The organism is Streptomyces viridosporus T7A, from assembly GCF_008704515.1.
In the GTDB taxonomy this organism is placed as follows: Bacteria; Actinomycetota; Actinomycetes; order Streptomycetales; family Streptomycetaceae; genus Streptomyces; species Streptomyces viridosporus.
This window is the reverse complement of the sequence record NZ_CP023700.1, coordinates 6,958,556-6,983,391: the sequence shown is the minus strand read 5'-3', so window position 1 is coordinate 6,983,391 and position 24,836 is coordinate 6,958,556. Positions and strand designations below refer to the sequence as shown.

Sequence of the window (24,836 nt, the reverse complement as noted above, 5' to 3'; positions counted from 1 at the left end):
GTCGCCCGTCCGGCCCACCGGCACGGTCCCGCGCTCGCCCGTCAGGGTGTACCGACCCACGGGGTGCCGCCGCCGACCGTGCAGGCCCGCGTTGCGATCGGAGCCGGAGGGGGACCGACGTGGTACCGGTTCACAGGTGACGCGGGACGCATCGACTCCGTCGAACACTTCGCGAAGGAATTCCTCACCTCCGCGCGCGGTCGAGGTGACCGCGGGAAAGAAGATGATCACAGTGACCGAAGCAACCGCGACCGCGGGAGCACCGAAGCGACCGTCCGGCGGGGACCCGCCGGACCGTCCGGCAGGCCGCCCCGGCACGACGCCCCGGTCCGTCCTCCCCTTCCTCCTCCTCCCGTCGGCAGCGGTACCGGCGAATGGCTGAACCCGGCGCACCAGGACACCCGGTACGGGAAGGACCTGCTCGACGCGGTGACGATGCCCCTCGACAGCATGGGAGCTGACGCGGAATGACCGACGAGACGACCGAACCGCGGACGGACACCGCGGGGACCGGGGAACGGGAACGGGGAGCGCCCCGGGCCGACGCGGCCCTCCGCGCCCCCGCGGCCGGCTGGGACAACCCCCTGCGCGACCCCCGCGACCGCCGGCTGCCCCGGATCGCGGGCCCCTCGGGGCTGGTCATCTTCGGGGTGACCGGTGACCTGTCCCGCAGGAAACTGATGCCGGCCGTGTACGACCTCGCCAACCGCGGTCTGCTGCCGCCGGGCTTCTCGCTGGTCGGCTTCGCCCGGCGGGACTGGGAGAACCAGGACTTCGCCCAGGTGGTCCACGACGCGGTCGAGGAGCACGCCCGCACCCCCTTCCGCGAGGAGGTCTGGCAGCAGCTCGCCGAGGGGATGCGGTTCGTCCCGGGCGACTTCGAGGACGATTCGGCCTTCGAGCAACTGCGCGAGGCCATCGACGAGTTGGACGCGTCCCGGGGCACCAGCGGCAACCACGCCTTCTACCTCTCGGTGCCGCCGAGGTTCTTCCCCAAGGTGGTGGAGCAGCTGAAGAAGCACGGACTGGCCGACGCTCCCGAGGGATCCTGGCGGCGCGCCGTGATCGAGAAACCGTTCGGGCACGACCTGAGGTCCGCCCAGGACCTGAACGCGATCGTCCACGAGGTGTTCGACCCGGACCAGGTCTTCCGGATCGACCACTATCTGGGCAAGGAGACGGTCCAGAACATCCTGGCGCTGCGCTTCGCCAACCAGTTGTTCGAGCCCGTCTGGAACCGGTCCTACGTGGACCACGTGCAGATCACCATGGCCGAGGACATCGGCATCGGCGGCCGGGCCGGCTACTACGACGGCATCGGCGCCGCCCGCGACGTCATCCAGAACCACCTCCTGCAGCTGCTCGCGCTCACCGCGATGGAGGAGCCCGCCTCCTTCGACGCGGACGCGCTGCTCACCGAGAAGCTGAAGGTCCTGCGGGCGGTGAGGCTGCCGAAGGACCTGGGCCGGCACACCGTGCGCGGGCAGTACACCGGTGCCTGGCAGGGCGGCGCGAAGGTGCGCGGGTACCTGGAGGAGGAGGGCATCGACTCCTCCTCGAAGACCGACACCTACGCGGCGGTCAAGCTGGGCATCGACAACCGCCGCTGGGCGGGCGTCCCCTTCTACCTGCGCACCGGCAAGCGGCTGGGCCGCCGGGTCACCGAGATCGCGGTGGTCTTCCAGCGGGCGCCGCACTCCCCCTTCGACTCCACCGCCACCGAGGAACTGGGCTCCAACGCCATCGTGATCCGCGTCCAGCCGGACGAGGGCGTCACGGTGCGCTTCGGCTCCAAGGTGCCGGGCACGTCGATGGAGATCCGGGACGTGTCGATGGACTTCGCCTACGGCGAGTCGTTCACCGAGTCCAGCCCGGAGGCGTACGAACGGCTGATCCTCGACGTCCTCCTGGGGGACGCCAACCTGTTCCCCCGTCACCAGGAAGTGGAAGAGTCCTGGAGGATCCTCGACCCGATCGAGGAGTACTGGGCGTCGCACGGCAGGCCGGCGCGGTACGCCTCGGGCAGCTGGGGACCCGCGGAGGCCGACGAGATGCTCGAGCGAGACGGACGGAGCTGGCGCAGGCCATGAAGATCGATCTGACCGACACCACGGCAAGCAAGATCAACAAGGCGCTGGTGCAGGGCCGCCGGGCCATCGGCACACCGGCCGTGGGCATGGTGCTCACCCTGGTCGTCGTGACGGACGAGGAGAACGCCTACGACGCGCTGAAGGCGGCCGGCGACGCCTCGCACGAGCACCCCTCGCGCACCCTGGTCGTCATCAAGCGGCAGGCCCGCACCCCGCGCGAGCGCACCCACCCCCGGCTGGACGCGGAGGTCCGCCTCGGCTCGGAGTCGGGCACCGGCGAGACGGTGGTGCTGCGGACCTACGGCGAGGTCTCCGAGCACGCCGACTCGGTGGTGCTGCCGCTGCTGCTGCCGGACGCCCCGGTGGTGGTCTGGTGGCCGACGGACGCGCCCGAGAACCCGGCGAAGGACCCGCTGGGCGCGCTGGCCCAGCGCCGGATCACCGACCTGTACGCGGTCGAGAACCCCTCGGAGGTCCTGGAGGCACGCGTGCGCTCCTACGCGCCGGGCGACACCGACCTCGCCTGGACCCGGCTGACGCCGTGGCGCTCCCTGCTGGCCGCGGCCCTGGACCAGGCCCCGGTGACGGTGACCTCGGCGGCCGTGGAGGCCGAGGCCGACAATCCGGCCGCCGAGCTGCTGGCACGCTGGCTGGAGGCGCGGCTGCGGGTCACCGTCGACCGGGTGGTGACCGACGGACCGGTCGTCACGGCGGTCCGCCTCGGCACCGCGGAGGGCGACCTCGTCGTCGACCGCCCCGAGGGCCCGCTGGCCACGCTGTCCCTGCCGGGCCAGCCGCCGCGCCGGGTGGCGCTGAAGATCCGTGCCACCTCCGAACTCATCGCCGAGGAGCTCAGGCGCCTCGACGCGGACGAGACGTACGCCCTCGCCCTGCGCGGCGGGGCCGGCGAGGAGGTACCCGCCCATGCATGAGGTCCCCGAGCTGACCCGGCGCCCCCAGTGGACCGCCCTGGAGGACCACCGCACGGACACGCTGCCGCGGCCCGACCTGCGCGAGCTGTTCGCCGCCGACCCCTCCCGCGCGGAGCGGTACGTGGTGCGCGTGGGTGACCTGTACGTCGACTACTCCAAGCACCTGGTCACCGACGAGACGCTCGCGCTGCTGCGGGAGCTGGCGGAGGCCACCGGGGTGTTCGCGCTGCGGGACGCGATGTTCCGCGGCGAGCGGATCAACACCACCGAGGACCGGGCGGTGCTGCACACCGCGCTGCGGGCGCCGCGGGAGGCGGTGGTCGAGGTCGACGGGCAGAACGTGGTGCCGGCCGTGCACGCGGTGCTGGACCAGATGGCCGCCTTCGCCGACCGGGTCCGCTCCGGGCGGTGGACCGGGCACACCGGCAGGCGGATCCGCAACGTGGTCAACGTCGGCATCGGCGGCTCCGACCTGGGCCCCGCGATGGCGTACGAGGCGCTGCGCGCCTACACCGACCGCGCGCTGACCTTCCGGTTCGTGTCCAACGTGGACGGCGCCGACCTGCACGAGGCCGTCCGCGACCTGGACCCGGCGGAGACGCTGTTCGTCATCGCCTCCAAGACCTTCACCACCGTCGAGACGGTCACCAACGCCACCGCGGCGCGCGCCTGGCTGCTGGCGGCGCTGGGGGACGAGGCGGCGGTGGCGAAGCACTTCGTGGCGCTGTCCACGAACGCGGAGGAGGTCGCCGGGTTCGGCATCGACCCGGCGAACATGTTCGAGTTCTGGGACTGGGTCGGCGGGCGCTACTCCTACGACTCGGCGATCGGCCTGTCGCTGATGATCGCCATCGGTCCGGAGCGGTTCCGGGAGATGCTGGCGGGGTTCCGGATCGTCGACGAGCACTTCCGTACCGCGCCGACCGAGGCCAACGTCCCGCTGCTGCTGGGGCTGCTGGGCATCTGGTACAACAACTTCCTCGGCGCGCAGTCGCACGCGGTGCTGCCGTACTCGCACTACCTGGCGAGGTTCACCGCGTACCTGCAGCAGCTGGACATGGAGTCCAACGGCAAGTCGGTGGACCGCCGGGGGCGGGCGGTGCAGTGGCAGACGGGTCCGGTGGTGTGGGGCACGCCGGGGACCAACGGGCAGCACGCCTACTACCAGTTGATCCATCAGGGCACGAAGCTGGTTCCGGCGGACTTCATCGGTTTCGCCGAGCCGGTGGCCGAGTTGAGCGGGGGGCTGAGGGCCCAGCACGATCTGCTGATGGCCAACTTCTTCGCCCAGACGCAGGCGCTGGCGTTCGGCAGGACGCCGGAGGAGGTGCGGGCGGAGGGGGTGCCGGAGGAGCTGGTGCCGCACAAGACGTTCCGGGGCAACCATCCCACGACCACGATCCTGGCGCGTGCGCTGACGCCGTCGGTGCTCGGCCAGCTGGTGGCCCTCTACGAGCACAAGGTGTTCGTGCAGGGCGCGGTCTGGGACATCGACTCCTTCGACCAGTGGGGGGTGGAGCTGGGCAAGGTGCTCGCCCGGCGCGTCGAGCCCGCCCTCACCGACGGCACCCCGGTCCCCGGCCTCGACCCGTCCACGGCCGCCCTGGTGGCCGCCTACCGCGAACTCAGGAAGTGAACTGACATGCAGATCGGTCTCGTTGGTCTCGGCAAGATGGGCGGCAACATGCGCGAGCGCCTCCGCAACGCCGGCCACACCGTCGTCGGGTACGACACCAAACCCGAACTCTCGGACGTGGGACACCTCTCCGACCTCGTCACCCAGCTCGACAGGCCCCGCGCGGTCTGGGTCATGGTTCCCGCCGGCGCCGCCACCCAACAGATCATCGACCAGCTGGCGAGCCTGCTCCGGCCCGGCGACGTGGTCGTCGACGGGGGCAACTCCCGCTGGACGGACGACGAGAAGCACGCCCGGGAGCTGGACGCCCGGGGCATCGGCTTCGTCGACGCGGGCGTCTCGGGCGGTGTGTGGGGCCTGGAGCACGGCTACGCCCTGATGGTCGGCGGCAACGAGGAGCACGTGGCCCGGCTGCGGCCGATCTTCGACGCCCTCAAGCCGGAGGGTCCCTACGGTTTCGTCCACGCGGGCCGGGTCGGTGCCGGGCACTTCGCGAAGATGGTCCACAACGGCATCGAGTACGCCATGATGCAGGCCTACGCCGAGGGCTGGGAGCTGCTGGAGAGGGCCGACTCGGTGACCGACGTCCGGGAGGTGTTCCGCTCCTGGCAGGAGGGGACCGTCATCCGCTCCTGGCTGCTCGACCTCGCGGTGAACGCCCTCGACGAGGACGAGCACCTGGACCGGCTGCGCGGCTACGCCGAGGACTCGGGCGAGGGCCGCTGGGCCGTGGAGGCGGCCGTCGACCACGCGGTACCGCTGCCGACGATCACCGCGTCCCTGTTCGCGCGGTTCGCCTCCCGCCAGGAGGACTCCCCGCAGATGAAGATGGTCGCGGCGCTGCGCAAGCAGTTCGGCGGTCACGCCGTCGAGTCGGTGAAGAAGGCGTAACGGCCGTGGGGGACCTGCTGCTGGCCCGGCACGGCGAGACGGAGTGGAGCCGGGCGGGCCGGCACACCGGCCGGACCGACCTGCCGCTGACCCCGAGCGGTGAGGCCCAGGCCAAGTCCCTCGTGCCGCTCCTGGCGGGCCGGACCTTCGCGCTGGTCCTCACCAGTCCGCTGCTCCGCGCCCGGCGCACCGCCGAACTCGCCGGCCTGGCCGGGGCCGTGCCGGAGGCGGACCTGCGGGAGTGGGACTACGGCGGCTACGAGGGGGTCACCACCGCGGACATCCGCCGCACCCGGCCCGGCTGGGACCTGTGGACCGACGGCGTGCCTCCCGGCCCGGACCTCCCCGGCGAGTCGGTGGAGCAGGTGGGCGAGCGCGCCGACCGGGTGCTGGCCCGGGTGGCCGGGGCGCTCGACGGGGGCAACGTGCTGCTGGTCGCCCACGGCCACCTGCTCCGCGTGCTGACCGCCCGCCGCCTGGGCCTGCCGCCTGTCGAGGGGCGCCTGTTCCGGCTGGAGACGGGCACGCTGAGCCGGCTGTCGCTGGAACACGGCAGGCCCGTGATCGCGGAGTGGAACGCCCGGCCGTGAACGCCGGGCCCGGGCGGCCGCACGGGCGGCCGGGGCCGTCATCCCCCGGCGTGCGCCTGCACCGCGTGCTGCGCGGCCAGCCGCACCGGTGCGTTGCGGGCGCCGTAGCCGCGGTGGTCGCCCTCGCGCTGGAGGAGTTCGAAGAAGACGCGGCCGACGGTGCGGGTGTAGCAGTGCCGCAGGACGCCGTGCGCGTCGCGGTCGTAGAGGATGCCCAGCTCGCGGTAGGTTTCCAGCTCGCCGTCGGCGAACGCGTACCGGGCGGCGAGGTCGTCGTAGTAGTTCGCCGGGATCGGCAGCAGGCGGCCGCCGGCGTCGCGGAAGCGGCGGGCGGCGGCGACCACGTCGTCGGTGGCGAGCGCGATGTGCTGGGCCCGCGCGGTGTCGTCCGTGGGCGCGGCTCCGACGGTGAGGACGATGCGGACGCTGCCGTCGGCGTTGCTCACCGCGCGGCTGCGGAGCAGTCCGTAGGGGTCGGCGAGGTCCACGCAGTCCTCGGCGCGCAGTCCGAGCACGCTGCGGTGGAAGAGGGCCGCCTCGTCGAAGTGGTGCCAGGGCTGGGTGAGCGCCAGGTGGTCGATGCGGCGCACGGACCCCGCGGCGGGCGCGTGGTCGGCGTCCTCGAAGTCGGCCCGCCAACCGCCGGACCCGCTGCCGCAGAAGAACAGCTCCGTGCCGTCGGGCGCGGCGACCGCGTCGAGCGGGGCGTCCTCGGGCGCGCGGCGGCGCGGCAGCACCGGTGCCAGCAGGGCCTCCGCGCGCCGGGCGGCACCGCCCGGGTCCGGTGACTCCAGGCCGACGGCGGCGAGCCGGGTGCCGTCACGGCGTACGGCCGTCCCGGCGTTGACCAGGATCCGGGCCTCGCCCTGCCGCCACAGGTCGACGGGTTTGGTGCGGTGCCGTGCGGTGCGGGCGAAGCCCAGCGCGCCGAGCAGCGCGGCGACGGGTTCGGTGTCGGCGGTGACGAGTTCGGCGAAGGCGAAGCCGGTGGGGACGACGGGGGCGGGCGGTTCGGCGATCCCCGTCTCCTCCTGGAGCACCAGCAGGGAGCGGCGGGCGTCCACGGCGGTCGGGCCGGCCTCCGCCTGCCGGAAGACGTCGTTGAAGACCTCCAGCGAGAGCGGACCGGCGTACCCCGTGCGCAGTACGTGCCGCACCAGCCCGGCGACGTCGAAACCGCCCTGGCCGGGGAAGCAGCGGTGGTGACGGCTCCACTGCAGTACGTCCATCGCGGGCAGCGGGGCGTCGGCGAGCTGGAGGAAGAAGATCTTCTCGCCGGGGATGTCCTCGATGCCCCGGGGGTCGGAGCCGCGGGAGAGGATGTGGAAGCTGTCCAGACAGGTGCCGAGCGCCGGGTGGTCCGCCGTCTCGACGATCCGCCAGGCGTGGTCGTACGTGCTGACGTGCCGTCCCCAGGCCAGCGCCTCGTAGGCCACCCGGACGCTGAAGTCGTCGGCCAGCCCGGCGAGTTCGCTCAGCTGTTCGGCGGCGAGGGCGTCGTCGTCGAGGGCGGCGGGGTCGACGCTGGAGCAGACGAGGACGGTGTCGGCGCCGAGCCTGCGCATCAGCTCGAACTTGTGCCGGGCGCGGCGCAGGTTGCCGGCGAACACGTCGGCCGGGACGGCCTCGATGTCCCGCAGCGGCTGGTACAGGTCGACGCTGAGGCCGAGGTCGGCGCAGCGGGCGCGGACCTCCTCGGGGGAGAGGGGGCTGGCGAGCAGGTCGTTCTCGAAGATCTCGACTCCGTCGAAGCCGGCCCGCGCGGCGGCCGTGAGCTTCTCGGTGAGGGAGCCGCTGAGGGAGACGGTGGCGATGGACGTACGCACGTCGGTACCTCTGTTTCGGTGACGTTCGGCGGGCCCCGGTGGGCCGTCCGCGGCTGCTCGGGGCTGCTCGGGGCTGTTCGGGGCTGTTCGGGGCTACCGGGGGGCCGCGACGGCGCCGGTCAGCTCGGTGAGGTCGGCGAGCATCCTCGCGCTGTCGGGTTCCCGCCCGGTGAACAGGCGGAACGCGTCCGCGGCCTGGAAGGCGGCCATGCCGCCCCCGTCCAGCGTGGCGCAGCCGGCCGCGCGGGCGGCGCGCAGCAGGTCGGTCTCCAGGGGCCGGTAGACCACCTCCGCGACCCACAGGCCGGGGCGCAGCAGCTCCGCCGGCAGCGGCAGCCCGGGGTGGGCGGCCATGCCGGTGGGGGTGGCGTGCACCAGGCCGCCGTTGCCGACGGCGGCGGCGAGGAGGTCCGGCAGCCGGTCCGGGGTCGCGGCGGCGGCGCGCCCCGCCCCGAAGGTCCGGTCGAGACCGGCGGCGAGTTCGGCGGCCCGCTCGGGCAGCGCGTCCACGACGGTGATCCGTCCGGCGCCGAGGGTCAGCGCGGCGTGCGCGACGGCCGCGCCCGCGCCGCCCGCGCCGAGCTGCACCACCCGCTCCAGCGGGGCGTCGGGCAGACCGCGGGCGAAGGCGGTGGCGAAGCCGGTGACGTCCGTGTTGTGCCCGACGGCGCGGCCGTCCTCGAAGACGACGGTGTTGACCGCGCCGAGCGCCTCGGCCCGCGGATCGAGGGCGTCCAGGTGCTCGACGACCAGCCGCTTGCACGGGTGCGTGATGTTGAGCCCGTCGAAACCGAGCAGCCGTGCCGCGCGCACCAGTTCGCCCACCGCCTCGGGCGGCACCCCGATCGCGTCGAGGTCGAGCAGCCGGTACAGGCAGCGCAGCCCCTGACGGCCCGCCTCCCGCTCGTGCAGCGCGGGACTGAGCGACGGGCCGATGCCGGAGCCGATCAGCCCGACGAGATACGAGTCCTTGAGCACCGCGGACCTCCGGAGGCAAACAATGTACTAACTAGTACGTTAGCTATACCAGCGGCGACGGGCCCGGGGGAAGGCCCGGCAGGGAACCGGCGCCCTGCTTCTACAATCACCGGCACTGGCCCCCGCCCGAAGGAACTCCATGACCAGCGTCGAAGAACCGGCACGGCCCGGCGAGCGCATCCGGGACGCCGCCCGCACCCGGGCCGAGATCCTCGACGTGGCGACGCGGGAGTTCGCCCGGGCCGGCTACGACGGCGCCCGCGTCGACGAGATCGCCGCCCGCACCCGCACCACGAAGCGGATGATCTACTACTACTTCGGCGGCAAGGAGCAGTTGTTCACGGCCGTGCTGGAGCGGGCGTACGGCGTGATCCGCGAGGCCGAGCAGCAGTTGGACGTCGATCACCTGGACCCGGTGGCGGCCATCCGGCGGCTGGCGGAGGTGACCTTCGACCACCATGAGCGGCACCCCGACTTCATCCGTCTGGTGAGCATCGAGAACATCCACGGCGCGCAGCACATCGCGGCCTCCGAGGAGTTCGGCCGGATGGGCTCGCCCGCACTGGACGTGATCCGCCGCATCCTGGCGGCCGGACGGGAGTCGGGCCTGTTCACGGCCGACGTGGACGCCGTCGACCTGCACGCGATGATCAGCGCGTTCTGCTTCTTCCGGGTGTCCAACCGGCACACCTTCGGCGCCCTGTTCGGGCGCGACCTGGTCGATCCGGCCCAGCGCGAGCACTACCGGACGATGCTGGGCGACATGGTGATCGCCTATCTGACGGCGGAGCGGACCGCGGACTGACCCCCGTACGCCGCGCCCCTCGCCGCAAAGGCGCGGCAGGGCCCCTCGGCCACGAGGGGCGGCACGACCCCTTGACACTGCGAACGGGCGGGCGCAGCATCCCTACCCAGCCGCTACTAACTATCCAGTGGGTTAATTAGAGCGCCGGCCTCTCTCCCCTCCCTCTGTTCTCCGCATGCCGTGGAGCCCCCTCGAAGGAGTCCGCCGTGACCGTCCCCGCCCCGCCCCGCGACGCCTCCCCGCCCGGACAGCCGAAGAAGGCCGCGACCGCCGCCTGGGTCGGCAGCGCCCTGGAGTACTACGACTTCTTCATCTACGGCAGCGCGGCCGCGCTGATCTTCCCCGAGGTCTTCTTCGACGAGTCCGACCCGGCGACGGCGACCCTGCTGTCCCTGGGCACGTTCGGTGTCGCGTACGCGGCGCGGCCGCTCGGCGCGCTCTTCCTCGGTCACGTCGGCGACCGGCTCGGCCGTAAGAAGATCATGGTCTTCACGTTGATGCTGATGGGCCTGTCGACGTTCCTCATCGGCTGTCTGCCCACCCGCGCCCAGGTCGGCACGCTCGCCCCCGTGCTGCTGGTGCTGTGCCGGGTGCTGCAGGGCATCTCGGCGGCCGGTGAGCAGGCCAGTGCGAACTCGATGGCCCTGGAACACGCGCCACCGCACCGGCGGGGCTTCTTCACCAGCTTCACCCTCAGCGGTACGCAGGGCGGGCAGCTGCTGGCCACCCTGGTCTTCATCCCGGTGGCCGCGCTGCCCGAGGAGCATCTGCTGTCCTGGGGTTGGCGGGTGCCGTTCTGGCTGAGCGTCGCGGTCGCCGTGGTGGGGTACGTCATCCGCCGCAAGCTGGACGAGACGCCGGCCTTCGCCCGGCAGACCGCGACCGAGGGGGTCGTGCGGCTGCCGCTGGTGGTGCTGGCGCGCGCGCACTGGGCGGACGTCCTGCGGGTGGTCGCCGGTGCGCTGATCGCCTCGGTCAGCACGATCTTCACCGTGTGGGCCCTGGCCTACGCGACCAGTGACGCCGTCGGCATGTCGCGCTCGTCGATGCTGTGGGTGGGAGCGCTGGCGAACGTCGTCGCGCTGGCCGCGATCCCGCTGTGGGCCGCGCTCTCCGACCGCGTCGGGCGGCGCCCGGTCTTCCTGGCCGGCGCGGTGGGCAGCGCGGTGACGATGTTCCTCTACCTGTGGGCGATCTCCACCGGCAACTACCCGCTGACCCTGTTCCTCGGCATCCTCGCCTTCGGTGTCGTCTACAGCGCGGCGAACGGGGTGTGGCCGGCCTTCTACGGCGAGATGTTCCCGACCCGGGTCCGGCTCTCGGGCGTGGCGATCGGCACCCAGATCGGCTTCGCGGTGGCCGGCTTCGCGGTCACGTTCGCCGCGCACATGGCCGGCCCGGACGGCGACGACTGGACGGCCGTCGCCCTGTTCACGGCGGCCCTGTGCGTCCCGCCGGTGGTCGCCGCGCTCTCGGCCCGCGAAACCCACCGGACCCCGGCCGAGCGGCTCGGCGAACGCACGGCCCCGGGCGGCGCCGCGCAGCCGGAGAAGGTGACGGCCTGACCGGCGGCCGGGCCCCGGAAGCCGTACGCCTCCGGGGCCCGGCCGCCGCGCCGCCCGCTCGCCGCGGGGGCCTACGAGCCGCCGCGCCGCGGGATCCCGTACACCCGCTCCACCCGCAGCCGCAGCACCAGCCGCCGGTCGCGGACCATCGCGGCGCGGTAGTCGTCCCAGTCGGGATGCTCGCCGTTGACGTCGCGGTACAGCCGGATGAGTTCCTCCACCGTCTCGTCGTAGGGGTCCCCGGCGACCGCCGTGAGTTCGGCGGTGCCCTCGGCGACCGTGTAGGCCCACCGGTCGGGGGTGGTGACGTGGTAGGACACCCGCGGGTCCCGTCGGGCATTGCGGGTCTTGGCCCGGTCGTCCGTGACCGAGACGCGCACGACCCGCTCGTCGGGGTAGTACGCGTGGTTGACGTTCGACAGCTGGGGCCGCCCGTCACGCTTGAGTGTGACGAGCACTCCGCTGTTTCCCTCGGAGAGCAGCGAGAGCAGTGCGTTCCGCTCGGCGTCCTGAGTCATACCCCGGTCAACGCGCCGTACGGGGCCCGCGTTCCCGACGGCGCCCGACGGGGTACGTGCTCACCGCGGTGAGCGCGATCGGAGGAGGACGATGGTGGCGCTGGAGCAGCAGGTCGAGCCGGACGAGGCGGGACTGGACCCCGGGGCCCTGGAACGCCTGGACCGGCACTGCGCGCGGTGGGTCGACGAGGGGCGGCTGCCCGGGTTCCTCCTCGCCGTCGCCCGGGGCGGGCGGGTCGCGCACCTCACGACGTACGGGGCACGGGACGTCGCGGCCGGGCTGCCGGTCCGGAGCGACACGCTGTGGCGGATCTACTCCATGACCAAGCCGGTGGCGTCCGTGGGCGCGCTGACGCTGGTGGAGGAGGGACGGCTGTCGCTGGACGACCCGGTGGGGCGGCACCTGCCGGCCTTCGCCGAGCCCCGGGTGTACGAGGGCGGGTCCGGCGAGGGCGTACGGACCCGGCCGGCCGCGGGTCCCCTGCTCGTCCGGCACCTGATGACCCACACCGCCGGGCTGACCTTCGGCTTCTACCACACCCACCCCGTCGACGCGCTGTACCGGGCGGCCGGGCTGGAGTCGTCGGTGGTGCCGGGGGCCTCGCTCGCCGAGACCGTCGACCTGTACGCGCGTCTTCCGCTGCAGTTCGACCCGGGGACGCAGTGGAACTACTCGGTGGCCTCCAACGTGCTGGGACGGGTCATCGAGGTGGTGTCCGGCCGGCCGCTGGACGTCTTCCTCGCCGAGCGGGTCTTCCGGCCGCTGGGGATGGCGGACGCCGGGTTCCAGGTCACCGACGAGCAGGCGGGGCGGCTCGCGGAGCTGTACGGGGAGGCGGAGGGCGGGGGCATCGAGCCCATCGCCGGGCTGCCGCTGCGGGGGCGGCCCCGGTTCCTGTCCGGCAGCGGGGGGATGGTGGCCTCCGCGCACGACATGCACCGGTTCATGGAGTTCATGCGTCGGCGCGGCGAACTCGACGGCGTGCGGCTGCTCGCCCGGGAGACCGTGGACCTGATGACCCGCAACCACCTCCCCGGCGGCGCCGATCTGCGCGCCTTCGGCAGCCGCCCCGCCCACGACGACCCCGGCAACGACGGCGTCGGCTTCGGGCTCGGCGTCTCCGTCGTCGTCGACCCGTCCCGCACCCGGGACCCGTCCGGTCCCGGCACGTACGGCTGGAGCGGGGTGGCCACCACCACCTTCTGGGTCGACCCGGGCCGCGACCTGACCGTGCAGTTCTACACGCAGGTGCGGCCCAGGTCCTCCCACCCGGTGTTCCGGGACCTCAGGCGGCTGGTGCACGACGCCGTGACCGGCTGAACGCGGCTGCCCTACGGCGCCGGTCAGGACCAGTGCGCCACCGCGTCGAGGTGGGGCAGGTGGTGGTCGAGGCGCTCCCGCTTGGTGCGCAGATAGGTGATGTTGTTCTCGCACGGCGGTATCAGCAGCGGCACCTGCTCGGCGACCTGGATGCCGTGCCGCACCAACGCCTCCCGCTTGCGCGGGTTGTTGGACATCAGCCGCACCGACCGCACGCCCAGGTCCTGGAGCATCCCGGCGGCGACACCGTAGTCGCGGGCGTCCACCGGCAGGCCGAGGGCGAGGTTCGCCTCGACGGTGTCCAGGCCCTCCGCCTGCAGGGCCATCGCCCGCAGCTTGGCGAGCAGGCCGATGCCGCGGCCCTCGTGCCCCCTCAAGTAGACGACCACGCCCGCTCCTTCGGCGACGACCGCGCGCAGCGCCGAGGCGAGCTGGTCGCCGCACTCGCAGTGCTGGGAACCGAAGGCGTCGCCCGTCAGGCATTCCGAGTGCAGCCGGACGAGGACATCGTCCGTGCCGATGTCGCCGTACACCAGGGCCACTTGCTCGTCACCGCGGTCGTGGTCCAGGTAGCCGACGGCCTGGAATTTTCCGTACACGGTGGGAAGCGGCGCATTCACGACGCGTTCCGCACCGGTCCGCTGCGGAGCCTTCTTGCCGAGTACGCCTACTTTTTCTGTCATCATTCTCGAGTTCCTCAGTCCTGAGCGGAGACGAAAGGCCGTGACGATATGGGTGGTTCGCAAAAACGGTCGACGGCATACGGCCCGGAGTACGGTCTGCTGCCGGCGGACACTACGGAGGATGTACGGACGCGGGGCGCCTCCGTCTCACGGCAGGTCGCGGTTCTTCCGGTGGGGAGCTACGAGCAGCACGGCCCGTTCCTGCCGCTGGCGACCGACACGCTGGTCGCCTGCGCCGTCGCGCGGGAGATCGCCGACGCGTACCCGGTGCACCTCCTTCCTCCGGTGACGATCTCCTGCTCGCACGAGCACGCGGCCTGGCCGGGGACCGTCTCCCTCTCCTCCGTGACCCTTCACGCGGTGGTACGGGACATCGCCGACTCGCTCCGCCGGTCGGGCGTGGAGGCCCTGGTGCTGGTCAACGGACACGGCGGGAACTACGTGCTCGGCAACGTCGTCCAGGAGTCCTCCGCGCGCGGCGAGCGGACGGCGCTGTTCCCGGCCCCGGAGGACTGGGAGACGGCGCGGCGACGGGCCGGTGTGGTCACCTCGCTGCTCACCGACATGCACGCGGGGGAAATCGAGACCTCCATCCTTCTGCACACTCATCCCGAATCGCTCCGGCCCGGTTATGAGACCTCCGATTCCGTCGCGGACGACCGGCGTCATCTGCTCTCCCTCGGCATGGCCGCCTATACCGATTCCGGTGTCATCGGCCGCCCTTCACTGGGTTCGGCGGAAAAGGGGAAGAAACTGCTGGCGAGCCTGGCGGATTCCTTCGGCGCGTATTTCTCGCTGCTGACCACCGAGGGCGACGCGGCGGATGCGGCCGACGCGACGGGCGCGGTGGACGGCGGCGGGCCCGGGTAGCCGCCCCGCCGCGCGCCGGGGGACGCGGGGGCGCTCCGCGCTCCCGCGCGCAGCCCCGCGTACCAGCGGGCGACGAGCACGACCACCCCGGGCAGGCTCGCCGCGAGGCTGAGCACCCCGTAGACCACCGCGACGGAGAGTCCTCGGCCCGCCCCGAGTCCGGCGGCGCCGAACGCCCAGGCGGTGACGCCCTCCCGGGGCCCCCAGCCGCCGACGTTCAGCGGCAGGCCCATGGCGAGCAGCGCCAGCACGGCGAGCGGCAGCAGCTCGGGCACGGAGGCACCGGCCCCGACGACCCGGGCGGCGAGCACGAACATCGCGACGTAGCCGGCCAGCACCACGGCGGAGGAGACGAGGACCCCGGGCGCGTTGCGTCGGGAGAGCAGCCCCTCGCGCGCCTCGGCGAGCACCCCGCGCAGCGCCCGGCCCCGGCGCGCCGGCGCCCGGTTCATGCGCAGGGCGAGCACGACGGCGCAGGCTCCCAGCGCGGCCAGCGCGGCCAGCGCGGCCGGCAAGGCGGCGTGCCGGACCTCGTCCCGTACCGGGGACGGCGCCGTCAGCAGCACCACACCCCCGGCGACGAACAGCGCGAGCTGTCCGGCGGTCCGCTCCAGGACCACCGCCCGTACCCCGCGCCCCAGGTCACCGGTGCTCTGTCCGTGCCGCACCGCCCGGTGGACGTCGCCGAGGACGCCTCCGGGCAGCGCCGCGTTGAGGAACAGGGCCCGGTAGTAGTCGGCGACGGCCGGACCGAGCGGCAGCCGGATCCCGATGCCCCGGGCCACCAGTGCCCAGCGCCAGGCGCTGAAGACGGTGGTCACCAGCCCGATCCCGAGCGCCGCGAGCAGTGCCGGCCCGTCGATGCGGCGCAGCCCGTCCAGGAAGGCGCCGGTGCCCAGGCGCCACACCAGGACCACGAGCAGGGCGGCACCGGCGAGGGTGCCGAGGCGGGTGCGCGCCGTACGGGTGGTGAGACGGGCCGGGAGGCCGCGGGAGGCGGCCCGGTCCGGTACGGGCGCCCCCGCCTCGGCGACCCGGTCCGTCCGCGTGCTCATGCGGTTCCGTCCACCGGCCGGCACAGGGCGAGCAGATCGCTGTGGTGCACGACGACCCGCAACTCCCCCGCCGCGCACTCCGCCAGACGCCCGGTCAGGTAGCGGTCGGCGCGCTCCGCCAGTTCGGGGCGCTCCTCGACCGCCGCGCCGACCCAGCCCCGCAGCCACTGCTCGGTCAGCCCGGCCTGCTCGGGGCCGAGCCGCCAGGGGCTGGGGTTCAGCCGTACCGTCGCGCCGTGCTCGCCGAACGCCTCCGCCGCCACCGTGACCGCGTCCGGGCCGAGCAGACCGCCCCGGCGCTGGTGGGCGTTGAACGCCTCGGTGATCTCCTGGTCCATCGGGTGCGGCGCGCTCAGTTCGACGCGTCCGGCGACGGACAGCGTGAGCAGGGCCGGGCAGCCGGCTCCGGCGCAGGCGGCGGCGAGGGCCCCGACCTCCTCGCGGGTGAGGACGTCGAGCAGCGCGGACGCCGTCACCAGGGAGGCGCCGGCCAGCGCGTCCGGGGTGAGCCGGGCGACGTCGCCGCGCCGGGTCGCGACGGTGACGCGGCTGCCGTCGGCGGCGGAGCGCGGGGAGGCGACGGCGGCGAAGTGCAGCAGGTAGGGGTCGCGGTCGTGCAGGATCCAGTGCTGGGCGCCGTCCAGGTGGGGCGCGAGCCAGCGGCCCATCGAGCCGGTGCCGCACCCGATGTCGTGGACGACGAGGCCGCCGGCCCGCCGCGGCAGGTTGGCGAGCCGGATGCGCAGCGGGTCGATCAGGTCGTGGGAGCGGGCGGCGGCGTCGGCGGGCTCCCGCAGCCGGAGCCACTCGGGCGCGTACCGGGGCGGCTCCCCGGCCCCCTCCCCGGGCTCCCCGGAGTCGCGCAGGCGCAGGGTGGCCCGCTCCCCCGGGCCGGGCACGGGGCCGGCGCCGGGGATGACGGGGTGCCGGGCGACGGTGCTCTCGGATTCCACGGTGCCCTCCTGCCGGTGCCGGTCGGTCACGGACCCCGCGACGTCCCGGGGACCGGGCTGGGCCGGAACCGTGCCGCTGTGCCGTGTGGTGGTCGCCGGTTCGCTCATGCCGCCCTCCGGGGTTCGGCCGGGAGCCGGCGCAGCACCGCCGCCAGGCTCTGCGCGGTGCTCGCCCAGCCGCCGAGCGCGGCGCGCCGGCTGCGGGCGGCGGCCTTCAGCCGGCGCCGCACGTCGGCCTCGCCGAACCAGCCGCGCAGTTCGGCGGCGATGGCCGCGGGGTCCTCCGGCGGGACGAGGATGCCGGGCACTCCGCCGTCGGGCGCCCGGCCCACCGCCTCGGGCAGCCCGCCGACGTCGGTGGCCAGCACCGGGATGCCGCGCGCCAGCGCCTCGGTGACCGCCATGCCGTACGTCTCCGCGTACGAGGTGAGGACCATCAGGTCGGCGGCGGCGTAGCTGGCGTCGAGTTCGGCGCCGGAGCGCGGTCCCGCCAGCTCCAGCCGGTCCTCGAGGCCGTGCGCGCGGATCAGGGACCGCAGCCGGGCGACGTACTCGGGGTCCTGGGTGATCCCGCCGACGAGGGTGCAGCTCCACGGCAGTTCGGCGACGGACGCCAGCGCCTCCACCAGCCGGTGCTGCCCCTTGCGCGGCGTCACCGCGGCCACGCACAGCAGCCGGGACACCCCGTCGGTACCGGGGGCCAGCGGGGCGATGTCGGCGCCGGGGGCGGCGACGTGGACCCGCTCGGGGGCGAGGCCGTGGTGGGAGACCAGACGGCGCACCGCCCAGTCGCTGGTGGCGACGACGGCGGGCACCGCCCGCAGCACCGCGCGCTCGCGGGCGTCCAGTTCGGCGGCCAGGGCGGCCTCGAGCCCGGTCTCGTCGCCGAGCGGGAGGTGGACCAGGACGGCCATGCGCAGCCGTTCCGCCTCCGGGACGACGATGTCGGGGACCCCGCAGGCGACCAGCCCGTCGAGCAGGACGACGGCGCCGTCCGGCAGTTCCCGCAGGGTGCGGGCGAGCCGCGCGCGGGCGGCGGAGTCCGGGCGGGGCCAGCCACCGGTCACGGCGTGCCGGTCGACCTGCCAGCCGAAGCCGGGCAGGTCCAGGCAGACCCGCCGGTCGTAGGCGTTGCCGCCGCTCGGCACGGTCGGGTCGTCGACACCGCCCGGCATCACGAAGTGCACCGTGCGCAGGGACATGGGGATGATCCCGTCGTTCCTCGGATGGGACGCCTGCCGGGGAACGTAGTCCAGGCGGGCCCGGTCGATGGTCGTGTCGGTCACAGGGCACGCTCGTAACTCGCCCAGGCGATGTGCGACTCGTGCAGTGTGACGGTGATCGCGGCGATGCCCTTGGCGTTCTCGCCCAGCGCTCCCTTGTGGATGCGTTCGGCGAGACGGTCGGCGACGACCTTGGCCAGGTACTCGGTGGAGGTGTTGATCCCCGAGAAGTCGGGCTCGTCGTCGAGGTTGCGGTAGTTCAGCTCCCCGACGACGGCCCCCAGTTCCTGCGTGGCCAGTCCGATGTCGACCACGATGTTGTCCTCGTCCAACTGTTCGCGCCGGAACGTGGCGTCCACGAGGAACGTGGCCCCGTGCAGGCGCTGGGCCGGTCCGAAGACCTCGCCGTGGAAGCTGTGGGCGATCATGATGTGATCGCGGACGGTGATGCTGAACAACGGACGACCCTCCAGGTGCGGCGCGTCTGCTCCCCGGCCGATCTCCGCCGAGGATGCCGTGTAGTACGGCTGACCTCCTCCCCGTGTTCAGCGTCCCCCACGTCTTTTCTCAGGTCAGGCGTACGCGCGTCGCCGCGGGGGGGGGAGGACGCGCCGCACCGGGGCCGCACCGGGGCCGTACCGGGGCCGTGCCGGGGAGGGTGACGCGCCGTTCCTCCGCCGCTGTCACGGGGCGTCGTAGCGGATGCGGTGGCACAGTGCCGGGATCTCTCCGGAGGCGAGCCCCGGCATGACGCCGGGCAGGTCCTCGAAGGCGGACTCGCCGGTGACGAGGGCGTCGAACGCGGGGTCGGCGAGCAGGTCGAGGGCGAGGGCGAGCCGGTCGGCGTAGCTGCGGTTCGCGCGGGCCGGGGAGACCGTGCCGACCTGGCTGCCGCGGATGACCAGCCGGCGCGAGTGGAAGGCCTCGCCCAGCGGGAGGCTCACCTTCCGGTCGCCGTACCAGCTCAGTTCGACGACCGTGCCCTCGGCGGTGAGCAGTTCCAGTGCCCGGCTCAGCCCCTGCTCGGTGGCGCTGGCGTGCACCACCAGGTCGCACTCGCCGAGCGCGTCCCCGGGCAGGGCGAAGCCGACGCCGAGCGCCTCGGCGGTGTTCGCCCGCGCCGGGTCGGCGTCGACGAGCTGAACGCGCACGCCGGGGAAGCGCGCCAGCAGCGCGGCCACCGAGCAGCCGACCATGCCGCCGCCGACGACGGCGATCCGGTCGCCGACCAGGGGCGCCGCGTCCCACAGGGCGTTGACGGCGGTCTCCACGGTGCCGGCCAGCACCGCCCGTGCGGCGGGTACGCCGTCCGGCACGGGCGTGACGGCGCTCGCCGGGACGACGTAGTGCGTCTGGTGCGGGTAGAGGCAGAAGACCGTCCGGCCGACGAGCTCCCCGGGACCCTCGTCCACCACCCCCACGTTGAGGTAGCCGTACTTCACCGGCCCCGGGAAGTCGCCCTCCTGGAACGGCGCCCGCATGACCGCGTGCTGGCTCTCCGGCACTTCGCCGCGGAAGACGAGCGTCTCCGTGCCGCGGCTCACCCCGGAGCAGAGCGAGCGCACCAGCACCTCGCCCTCGCCGGGAACCGGCAGGTCGACCTCGCGGATCCCCCCTCGTCCGGGCGAGTCGAGCCAGAACGCGCGGGCGGTGCGGTTCATCGAAGTCCTCCTGAACGATCGGGAAGCTGCGCGCGTACCGAGGGGTGCACAAGCCGCGCACAAGGTAGCGGCGTTGATCGACTCTGTCACACGGCCGGAGGGTGTTCGGTGGCCCTGAACAACAGTTACGACGCGAGGCTCGTACAGCAGGAGACCGCCGTGGGGGCGGGCGTACAGGTCCTGCTGCTGGCCCTGATCGGTCCGGCGATCGGCATGGGCCCGGCGGGCTGGCTGACCGGCCTCGCGTTCGCGGTCGCCACCTGGGCGGTGCTCTCCCGGGCCCTGCACCGGTCCCGGCTGCGCTCCTTCGGCGCGGCCAACCGGGTCACCCTCGGCCGGGCCGTCCTCGTCGGCGGTGTGACGGCGCTGGTCGCCGACTCGTTCCAGGACTCGCCGCCCGTCTCCCTCCTCGTCGGGCTGACCGCCGTGGCGCTGATCCTCGACGGCGTGGACGGGAAGGTGGCGCGCAGGACCGGTACGTCGACCCCGCTGGGCGCCCGCTTCGACATGGAGGTGGACGCGTTCCTGATCCTGGTGCTGAGCGTGTACGTGTCGATGGCGATGGGTCCGTGGGTGCTGCTGATCGGCACGATGCGGTACGTCTTCGTCGCGGCGGCGCGCCTCTGGCCCTGGCTGACGGCCCCGCTGCCGCCCAGCACGGCCCGCAAGACGGTGGCCGCGCTCCAGGGGGTGCTGTTGCTGCTGGCGGGCGCGGACCTGCTGCCGCACGGGGTCAACGTCGGTGTGGTGGCGCTGGCGCTGGGGCTGCTGGTGTGGTCGTTCGGCCGCGACGTGCGGTGGCTGTGGCGGACGTCGCAGGTGCGGGTGGGGGCTGCCGCCACCGCCGAGGTGCGGGAACTGGTCGCGGGGTGAGGCGCGGCGGGTGAGCGGGGTGCGGGAGAAGGCGCGGCGGGTGAGCGGGGTGTGGGACGAGGCGAGGTGCGCGGGGCGCGAGGCGGTCACGGGCGTCTCGGGAGCGGTCCCGCCACCATCGCCGTCACGGCCGCCGGCACCAGCCACGGCAGCGCCGACGGGACCTTCTACGAGCCCAGGACCCCACGGCTCGCTTGACGAAAGACACAGAGGCCCCCTACGGGCCCGAACGAGGAAGTCCGGGACGTATGGCGTGCCATGAGCCATGACCCGGCAACCGTCGACCTCGGGACACGGCTAGCGAGCACCGTGGTGTTCCAGCGCAAGGGGAAGAACCGTGTCCACGCCGTCAACGGAGTCGGCTGCCAAGGCACTGCGGTGTGGAGCGAACCGCAGAAGGGACGGGGCAGCTCACCGGCGGCGCACGAGAGGGAAGGGATTCAAGACCCTCGCACTCACCCTCGTCCCCGCTTCACCCCGGCCGACCCGCCTCCTGCCCGCTCCGCCCGCTCCACGGCGCCGAGCCTCCCTCTGAGCCGGTCCGGCCGTCGAAGCACCCGACGGCCGGCACCGGGCGTCCCACCGGTCACTCGATGCCCGCCGCGTCCAGCAACCGGACCAGGTCCTTGCGTCCGTACCCGAGCAGACGGGCCCGGTGAGCCGCCCTCAGCACCAGGTGCGCGACGGTCTTCGCCGCATGCCCGTCCCTGGTGTCGGCGTCGAGCCGTTCCTCGGGCTTCTCGACCCCCAGGCTGTTCATCACCAGCCCGTGCTCGCGGCGGACTTCCGCGACGGTACCCGCGACCGCGTCCAGGAGCGTCTTCCCCGGACGCTCGCACTCCAGGGCGAAGCACCCCCAGTCGACCGGCACGCAGCCTTCCGGTGGACGCGCCCGCAGACCCGCGTACCGCTCGTCCCCGAACCCGACGGCCCGGAACTCGTCGTGCACCAGCGAGAACCGGTGGAAGCCGGGCGGCACCGGAGGCGGTGGAGGCGTGTACTCCCACCCGGCGTCCTCGTACAGCAGCCTCTTCGCCTCCTCCTCTTCGGCGTGCGTCACGGTGAAGCCGTTGGCGTCGTTGCGCCCGGTCGTCGTGCCGTCGGGGTTGCGGTGAAAATGCAGGGTCATGCGGTATTCCCTTGGTCCGTACCGAGAAGGGGCGAGATGTCCCCGTCACCGGATCGAACGGACCGCGCGGCCGACACGTGCCCGCACCGCACAGCGCCACCCGATCGTGTGAACCGCACGTGCCGGCCCCGGAATCGCCGGGCCCGAGCACGATGCTCCTGTCCAGCACCCCGGTGACGCCACCCGCCGGCTTCCGGCACGACCGCCGCCGACGGACCACTGTTCCGCCGGGAGCGGTTGTCGGAGGCAGGCGTTATCCTCGCAAAGCGCTTGTGACACATGTGTCTTACGACCACGGGGGGTGTCCATGCACGGCCGTGACCGGAGTTTCCCTCAGGACTGCCCGGACAGGGACCACGGCATGTCGACCGAGGCGGGGATCGACGTCCAGCGGCAACTGGAGTCCCTGATCCAGGACTTCCGGACCAGCGATCCTCCGATGCCGGTGATCGTGCTGCACGCCGAGGACCCCGCGGACGACGACCGCGTCGTCGAACTCGTCGAAGAACTGCGCAAGGGACAGCAGCGCCACGGCACGCGCCTGGCCGTCGCCCCGACCGGGCCCCAGCCGGAGGACCTCGATCCCACGGCCCGGGCCGTGCGGCTCCTGTGCGACCTCGGCGACTCCAGGAAGTGGGGCGACCGGTCCGCCGCCTACCGGCCCTACTCCTTCCCCCGCCTGGGCCTCGTGCGTGCCCTCCAGGAGGCCACCGAGGACCCGGAGATGCGCGAGCACTGGCCGACCGCCCCCGCCGGCACTCCGGACGGGAACGCCCAGCGGGAGCGGGCCCAGACACATCTGCTGCGTGTCCTGGCCCGGCAGCGCTGGCGTCCCCGCAGACCCTCGCACCGGTACCGGCAGATGCTGCTCACCGACGTGCAGCAGTTCCTCCCCATGGGCGTCCTGGGAGCCTTCACCGCACTGCTCACCCGCCCCGAGTGGTACATCGCCGTCCTGGCGGGCATCGGACTGATGATCCTGCTCGCCGCCCTGAACCACGTCCCCGGACGCGCGCCCCTCTTCCTGTGGCTGCGCAGGGAGAGCCGGTGGTTCCTGACCACGACGTTCCTCCAGTCCGCCGCCCGCCGTCAGTCGACCAGCGTGCGACTGCTGCGGCCCGTCCGTTCCTGGAGAGCCATAGCGGCCCGCGCCTACGACGTGTCCGAGGCCATGCGGGAAGGCGGCCCGTTCCCCCTCCAGTTGTACGTGCTGGCGCTCTTCGAGGACCTGCGGGACAACCACCGGCGCGGCAGCTGGGATCTGCGGGGGTTCAAGCGGACGCGCCCGCCGATGCTGTTCCTGCGCCGGATAGGCCCGGAGAACGGCGGCATCGAGCTGATCAAGGCGGTCAGCGACGTCCGCAGCCGGCGCAGCGAACTCGACCCGCTGCTGATCGTGGCGGGCGTGGCGGCGAACGACGCGGCGCTGCTCGACCGCGGTGCGGGTGGAGGTCCACCGGTCACCCCGCCACCGTCCCGGTACCGGCCCTCGCGTCTCCAGCAGCGGCTGCGGGACTGGTACGACGAATGGGCCGGGAACCTCCGGGCCGACCAGTCCCCGAGCAGGACGAACGCCCTGCCCTGGGTGCTCAGGATCCCGCTGCCCCACGAGGAGCTGGTGCAGCTGCGGGAGTCGGACTGGCGGTGCGTCAGGGCCGGGCACCGGCCGCCCCTGACCCGCGTGGTGTGGTCGACGTACAGCCTCGTCCTCGCCCTCGCCCTCGCCGTCACCGCGGGCGCCGTCCGCTCCTACGACCTGCACCGGACGTACTGCTCGGCGGGCCTGCTGACCGCCAACCGCGACACCGAACTGCGTTCCGCGCCCGGCGGCGACGGTACGGAGTGCGTCGGGATAGCCACCGGAGACGTCCGGTTCGGCACGTACCTCCAGGATACGGCCGACGAGAAGGGCGAGAGGCTGCGCGAACTGGAGGATCTGGTCAACGAGGAGAACGCCGAGGTGCTGCGCAGCCACTCCGGCAACTACGTCACGGTGGTGTACGCGGGCCCCCTGAGCTCCTCCCCGGCGGCCCCCTCCCCGGTCAAGGGCGTCGAGGAGCTGACCGGCGTGTACCTCGCCCAGCGCGTCGTCAACGAGAACCACACGGTGAAGCTGCGCGTGCTGCTCGCCAACGGCGGCGCGGACATGGGACACCAGCGCGTCACGGCCGACGCGATCGCCGAGTACGCCGAGCACGACCCGACCGTCGTCGGCGTCGTCGGCTTCGGCCGTGACCTGCAGAGCAGCCCCGACGTCACGCAACGGCTCCACACGGCGGGGGTGCCCATCGTCTCCGGCACCAACTCGGCGACCTACCTGCCGGAGGACTTCTCCAACTGGTTCAGCCTCGCGGCCCCCGACAAGCACCAGGCGCAGGCGCTCGGTCTCATCGCCCGGCAGATGCTCACCCCCGGCAAGGCCCCGTACGCCTTGGTGCTGGCCCGTGACACCGAGAAGTCGCAGGACCGGTACACCAGCGAGCAGGCCGCCTACGGTGGGGAGATGCTGGAGCGGGAAGGCTTCCGGATGCTGCCCGGGCAGAGCTACCGGGTGGCGAACGGCGACCCCGAGCTGCGGCTGCACGCGGAGCGCATCTGCCAGGGGGCGAACGTCCCCTCGGTGATCTACTTCGCCGGACGGGTGGAGGACATCGGCCCGCTGATGACCCAGCTGAGCACCCAGCCGGGCTGCGCGAACAGGGAGATCTCGATCCTGACGGGCGACGACCTGAGCAAGGCCAGGTTCTCCGACACGGGCGGCCGCGACGGCGTGGCCCCGCGGATCACGCTCTACCACGCGGCCCTGGCCGAGCTGAGGGAGGCGGCGTCCAGGACCGCCTTCTACGAGAACGCCACCCACCACCTCCCCTGGCTCGAGGGCAGGAAGGCCACGTATGACGCCGCCGACTTCGCCAGCGGGCAGACCGCCCTGTCCCACGACGCCACGCGCGCGCTGTACTGGGCGGCCAGCCGTGAGGACGTGCCCCAGAGCCGCGCGGCGACCTGGGTCAACCTCAGGAGCGTCAGGCTCGACGGGATGGCCACCGGAACGATCGACTTCACCGACGCGCCCCTGTACGGCGAACGGCACGGCCACAGCATCCTCCTCAAGCGGGTCCGGAGAACCCCGGAGGGCGTCTCGCAGACGGAGGTCCTGTGCAGCAGACCGGCCGGCAGCACCGAGCCGCTCGATGTGCAGGAGTGCGCGATCGATTAGCCGGAACGGCGGTTGTTACG

20 protein-coding genes and 1 pseudogene are annotated in these 24,836 nt (G+C 73.2%); 11 read left to right on the top strand and 10 right to left on the bottom strand.

The window, feature by feature from the left end; genetic code table 11:
* Positions 1–467 precede the first annotated feature (467 nt).
* The 5 genes from zwf to CP969_RS31875 are packed head-to-tail and all read left to right on the top strand — an operon-like array spanning position 468 to position 6,139.
* Positions 468–2,090, top strand: a complete 1,623-nt coding sequence (zwf, locus tag CP969_RS31895) for a glucose-6-phosphate dehydrogenase (RefSeq protein ID WP_016823729.1) — start codon at positions 468–470, stop codon at positions 2,088–2,090.
* Positions 2,087–3,022, top strand: a complete 936-nt coding sequence (opcA, locus tag CP969_RS31890; protein WP_004980733.1) for a glucose-6-phosphate dehydrogenase assembly protein OpcA — start codon at positions 2,087–2,089, stop codon at positions 3,020–3,022. Before zwf ends, opcA begins: the two co-directional genes overlap by 4 nt.
* Complete coding sequence (gene pgi, locus CP969_RS31885) at positions 3,015–4,658, top strand: glucose-6-phosphate isomerase (RefSeq protein WP_150474993.1); 1,644 nt, start codon at positions 3,015–3,017, stop codon at positions 4,656–4,658. Before opcA ends, pgi begins: the two co-directional genes overlap by 8 nt.
* A gap of 6 nt (positions 4,659–4,664) precedes the next feature.
* Entirely contained in the window at positions 4,665–5,549 is an 885-nt protein-coding gene (gnd, locus tag CP969_RS31880; RefSeq protein WP_016823731.1) for a phosphogluconate dehydrogenase (NAD(+)-dependent, decarboxylating), read from the top strand.
* Between the two features lie 5 nt (positions 5,550–5,554).
* Positions 5,555–6,139: a histidine phosphatase family protein gene (locus CP969_RS31875; protein ID WP_016823732.1), complete on the top strand. Its 585-nt coding sequence runs from the start codon at positions 5,555–5,557 to the stop codon at positions 6,137–6,139.
* Positions 6,140–6,177: 38 nt separating this feature from the next.
* Here the strand turns inward: CP969_RS31875 and CP969_RS31870 are convergent, their stop codons facing one another.
* A complete protein-coding gene (locus CP969_RS31870; protein ID WP_016823733.1) occupies positions 6,178–7,965 on the bottom strand; it encodes a bifunctional sugar phosphate isomerase/epimerase/4-hydroxyphenylpyruvate dioxygenase family protein in 1,788 nt (595 codons plus the stop codon).
* Between the two features lie 93 nt (positions 7,966–8,058).
* Positions 8,059–8,943 carry a shikimate dehydrogenase gene (locus CP969_RS31865; protein WP_004980752.1) on the bottom strand — a complete coding sequence of 295 codons (885 nt, stop codon included), beginning with the start codon at positions 8,941–8,943 and terminating at the stop codon, positions 8,059–8,061.
* Between the two features lie 139 nt (positions 8,944–9,082).
* Here CP969_RS31865 and CP969_RS31860 point away from each other — a divergent pair, with 139 nt between their 5' ends.
* Both CP969_RS31860 and CP969_RS31855 read left to right on the top strand, forming a co-directional pair.
* The gene (locus CP969_RS31860) at positions 9,083–9,748 is read left to right on the top strand and encodes a TetR/AcrR family transcriptional regulator (RefSeq protein WP_016823734.1); all 666 of its coding nucleotides are present in this window, start codon (positions 9,083–9,085) and stop codon (positions 9,746–9,748) included.
* A gap of 206 nt (positions 9,749–9,954) precedes the next feature.
* The gene (locus CP969_RS31855; protein ID WP_016823735.1) at positions 9,955–11,313 is read left to right on the top strand and encodes an MFS transporter; all 1,359 of its coding nucleotides are present in this window, start codon (positions 9,955–9,957) and stop codon (positions 11,311–11,313) included.
* 71 nt (positions 11,314–11,384) lie between these two features.
* On the opposite strand, the gene CP969_RS31850 is transcribed toward CP969_RS31855, so the two are convergent.
* Positions 11,385–11,831: a PPOX class F420-dependent oxidoreductase gene (locus CP969_RS31850; protein WP_004980758.1), complete on the bottom strand. Its 447-nt coding sequence runs from the start codon at positions 11,829–11,831 to the stop codon at positions 11,385–11,387.
* Positions 11,832–11,922: 91 nt separating this feature from the next.
* Between CP969_RS31850 and CP969_RS31845 the strand changes: the two genes are divergently transcribed.
* Entirely contained in the window at positions 11,923–13,152 is a 1,230-nt protein-coding gene (locus CP969_RS31845) for a serine hydrolase domain-containing protein (RefSeq protein WP_016823736.1), read from the top strand.
* A gap of 23 nt (positions 13,153–13,175) precedes the next feature.
* Here the strand turns inward: CP969_RS31845 and ribA are convergent, their stop codons facing one another.
* Positions 13,176–13,835, bottom strand: a complete 660-nt coding sequence (gene ribA, locus CP969_RS31840) for a GTP cyclohydrolase II (protein ID WP_026084706.1) — start codon at positions 13,833–13,835, stop codon at positions 13,176–13,178.
* Between the two features lie 48 nt (positions 13,836–13,883).
* Between ribA and CP969_RS31835 the strand changes: the two genes are divergently transcribed.
* Positions 13,884–14,705 (top strand): creatininase family protein, encoded by an 822-nt coding sequence (locus CP969_RS31835; protein ID WP_078495308.1) that lies wholly within the window; start codon positions 13,884–13,886, stop codon positions 14,703–14,705.
* Between the two features lie 152 nt (positions 14,706–14,857).
* Here CP969_RS31835 and CP969_RS34070 read toward each other — a convergent pair.
* The 5 genes and pseudogenes from CP969_RS34070 to CP969_RS31810 form a co-directional block, all read right to left on the bottom strand.
* Positions 14,858–15,760: pseudogene (locus CP969_RS34070) on the bottom strand (lysylphosphatidylglycerol synthase transmembrane domain-containing protein); the annotation flags it as partial.
* Positions 15,757–16,821: a class I SAM-dependent methyltransferase gene (locus CP969_RS31825; RefSeq protein ID WP_016823741.1), complete on the bottom strand. Its 1,065-nt coding sequence runs from the start codon at positions 16,819–16,821 to the stop codon at positions 15,757–15,759. The pseudogene CP969_RS34070 and the gene CP969_RS31825, both read right to left, overlap by 4 nt.
* Positions 16,818–17,999 carry a glycosyltransferase family 4 protein gene (locus CP969_RS31820; RefSeq protein ID WP_016823742.1) on the bottom strand — a complete coding sequence of 394 codons (1,182 nt, stop codon included), beginning with the start codon at positions 17,997–17,999 and terminating at the stop codon, positions 16,818–16,820. The genes CP969_RS31825 and CP969_RS31820 overlap by 4 nt, the downstream gene beginning before the upstream one ends.
* Entirely contained in the window at positions 17,996–18,394 is a 399-nt protein-coding gene (locus tag CP969_RS31815; RefSeq protein ID WP_004980772.1) for a 6-pyruvoyl trahydropterin synthase family protein, read from the bottom strand. The genes CP969_RS31820 and CP969_RS31815 overlap by 4 nt, the downstream gene beginning before the upstream one ends.
* Positions 18,395–18,619: 225 nt before the next feature.
* A complete protein-coding gene (locus CP969_RS31810) occupies positions 18,620–19,597 on the bottom strand; it encodes a zinc-dependent alcohol dehydrogenase (protein ID WP_016823743.1) in 978 nt (325 codons plus the stop codon).
* A gap of 108 nt (positions 19,598–19,705) precedes the next feature.
* On the opposite strand from CP969_RS31810, the gene CP969_RS31805 reads away from it, so the two are divergent.
* Positions 19,706–20,470, top strand: coding sequence for a CDP-alcohol phosphatidyltransferase family protein (locus tag CP969_RS31805; protein WP_016823744.1), 765 nt, complete (start codon positions 19,706–19,708; stop codon positions 20,468–20,470).
* A 586-nt stretch (positions 20,471–21,056) separates the two neighbouring features.
* Here CP969_RS31805 and CP969_RS31800 read toward each other — a convergent pair.
* The gene (locus tag CP969_RS31800) at positions 21,057–21,599 is read right to left on the bottom strand and encodes a hypothetical protein (protein ID WP_016823745.1); all 543 of its coding nucleotides are present in this window, start codon (positions 21,597–21,599) and stop codon (positions 21,057–21,059) included.
* A gap of 361 nt (positions 21,600–21,960) precedes the next feature.
* Here CP969_RS31800 and CP969_RS31795 point away from each other — a divergent pair, with 361 nt between their 5' ends.
* Positions 21,961–24,816 carry a type 1 periplasmic-binding domain-containing protein gene (locus CP969_RS31795; protein ID WP_016823746.1) on the top strand — a complete coding sequence of 952 codons (2,856 nt, stop codon included), beginning with the start codon at positions 21,961–21,963 and terminating at the stop codon, positions 24,814–24,816.
* Positions 24,817–24,836 lie beyond the last annotated feature (20 nt).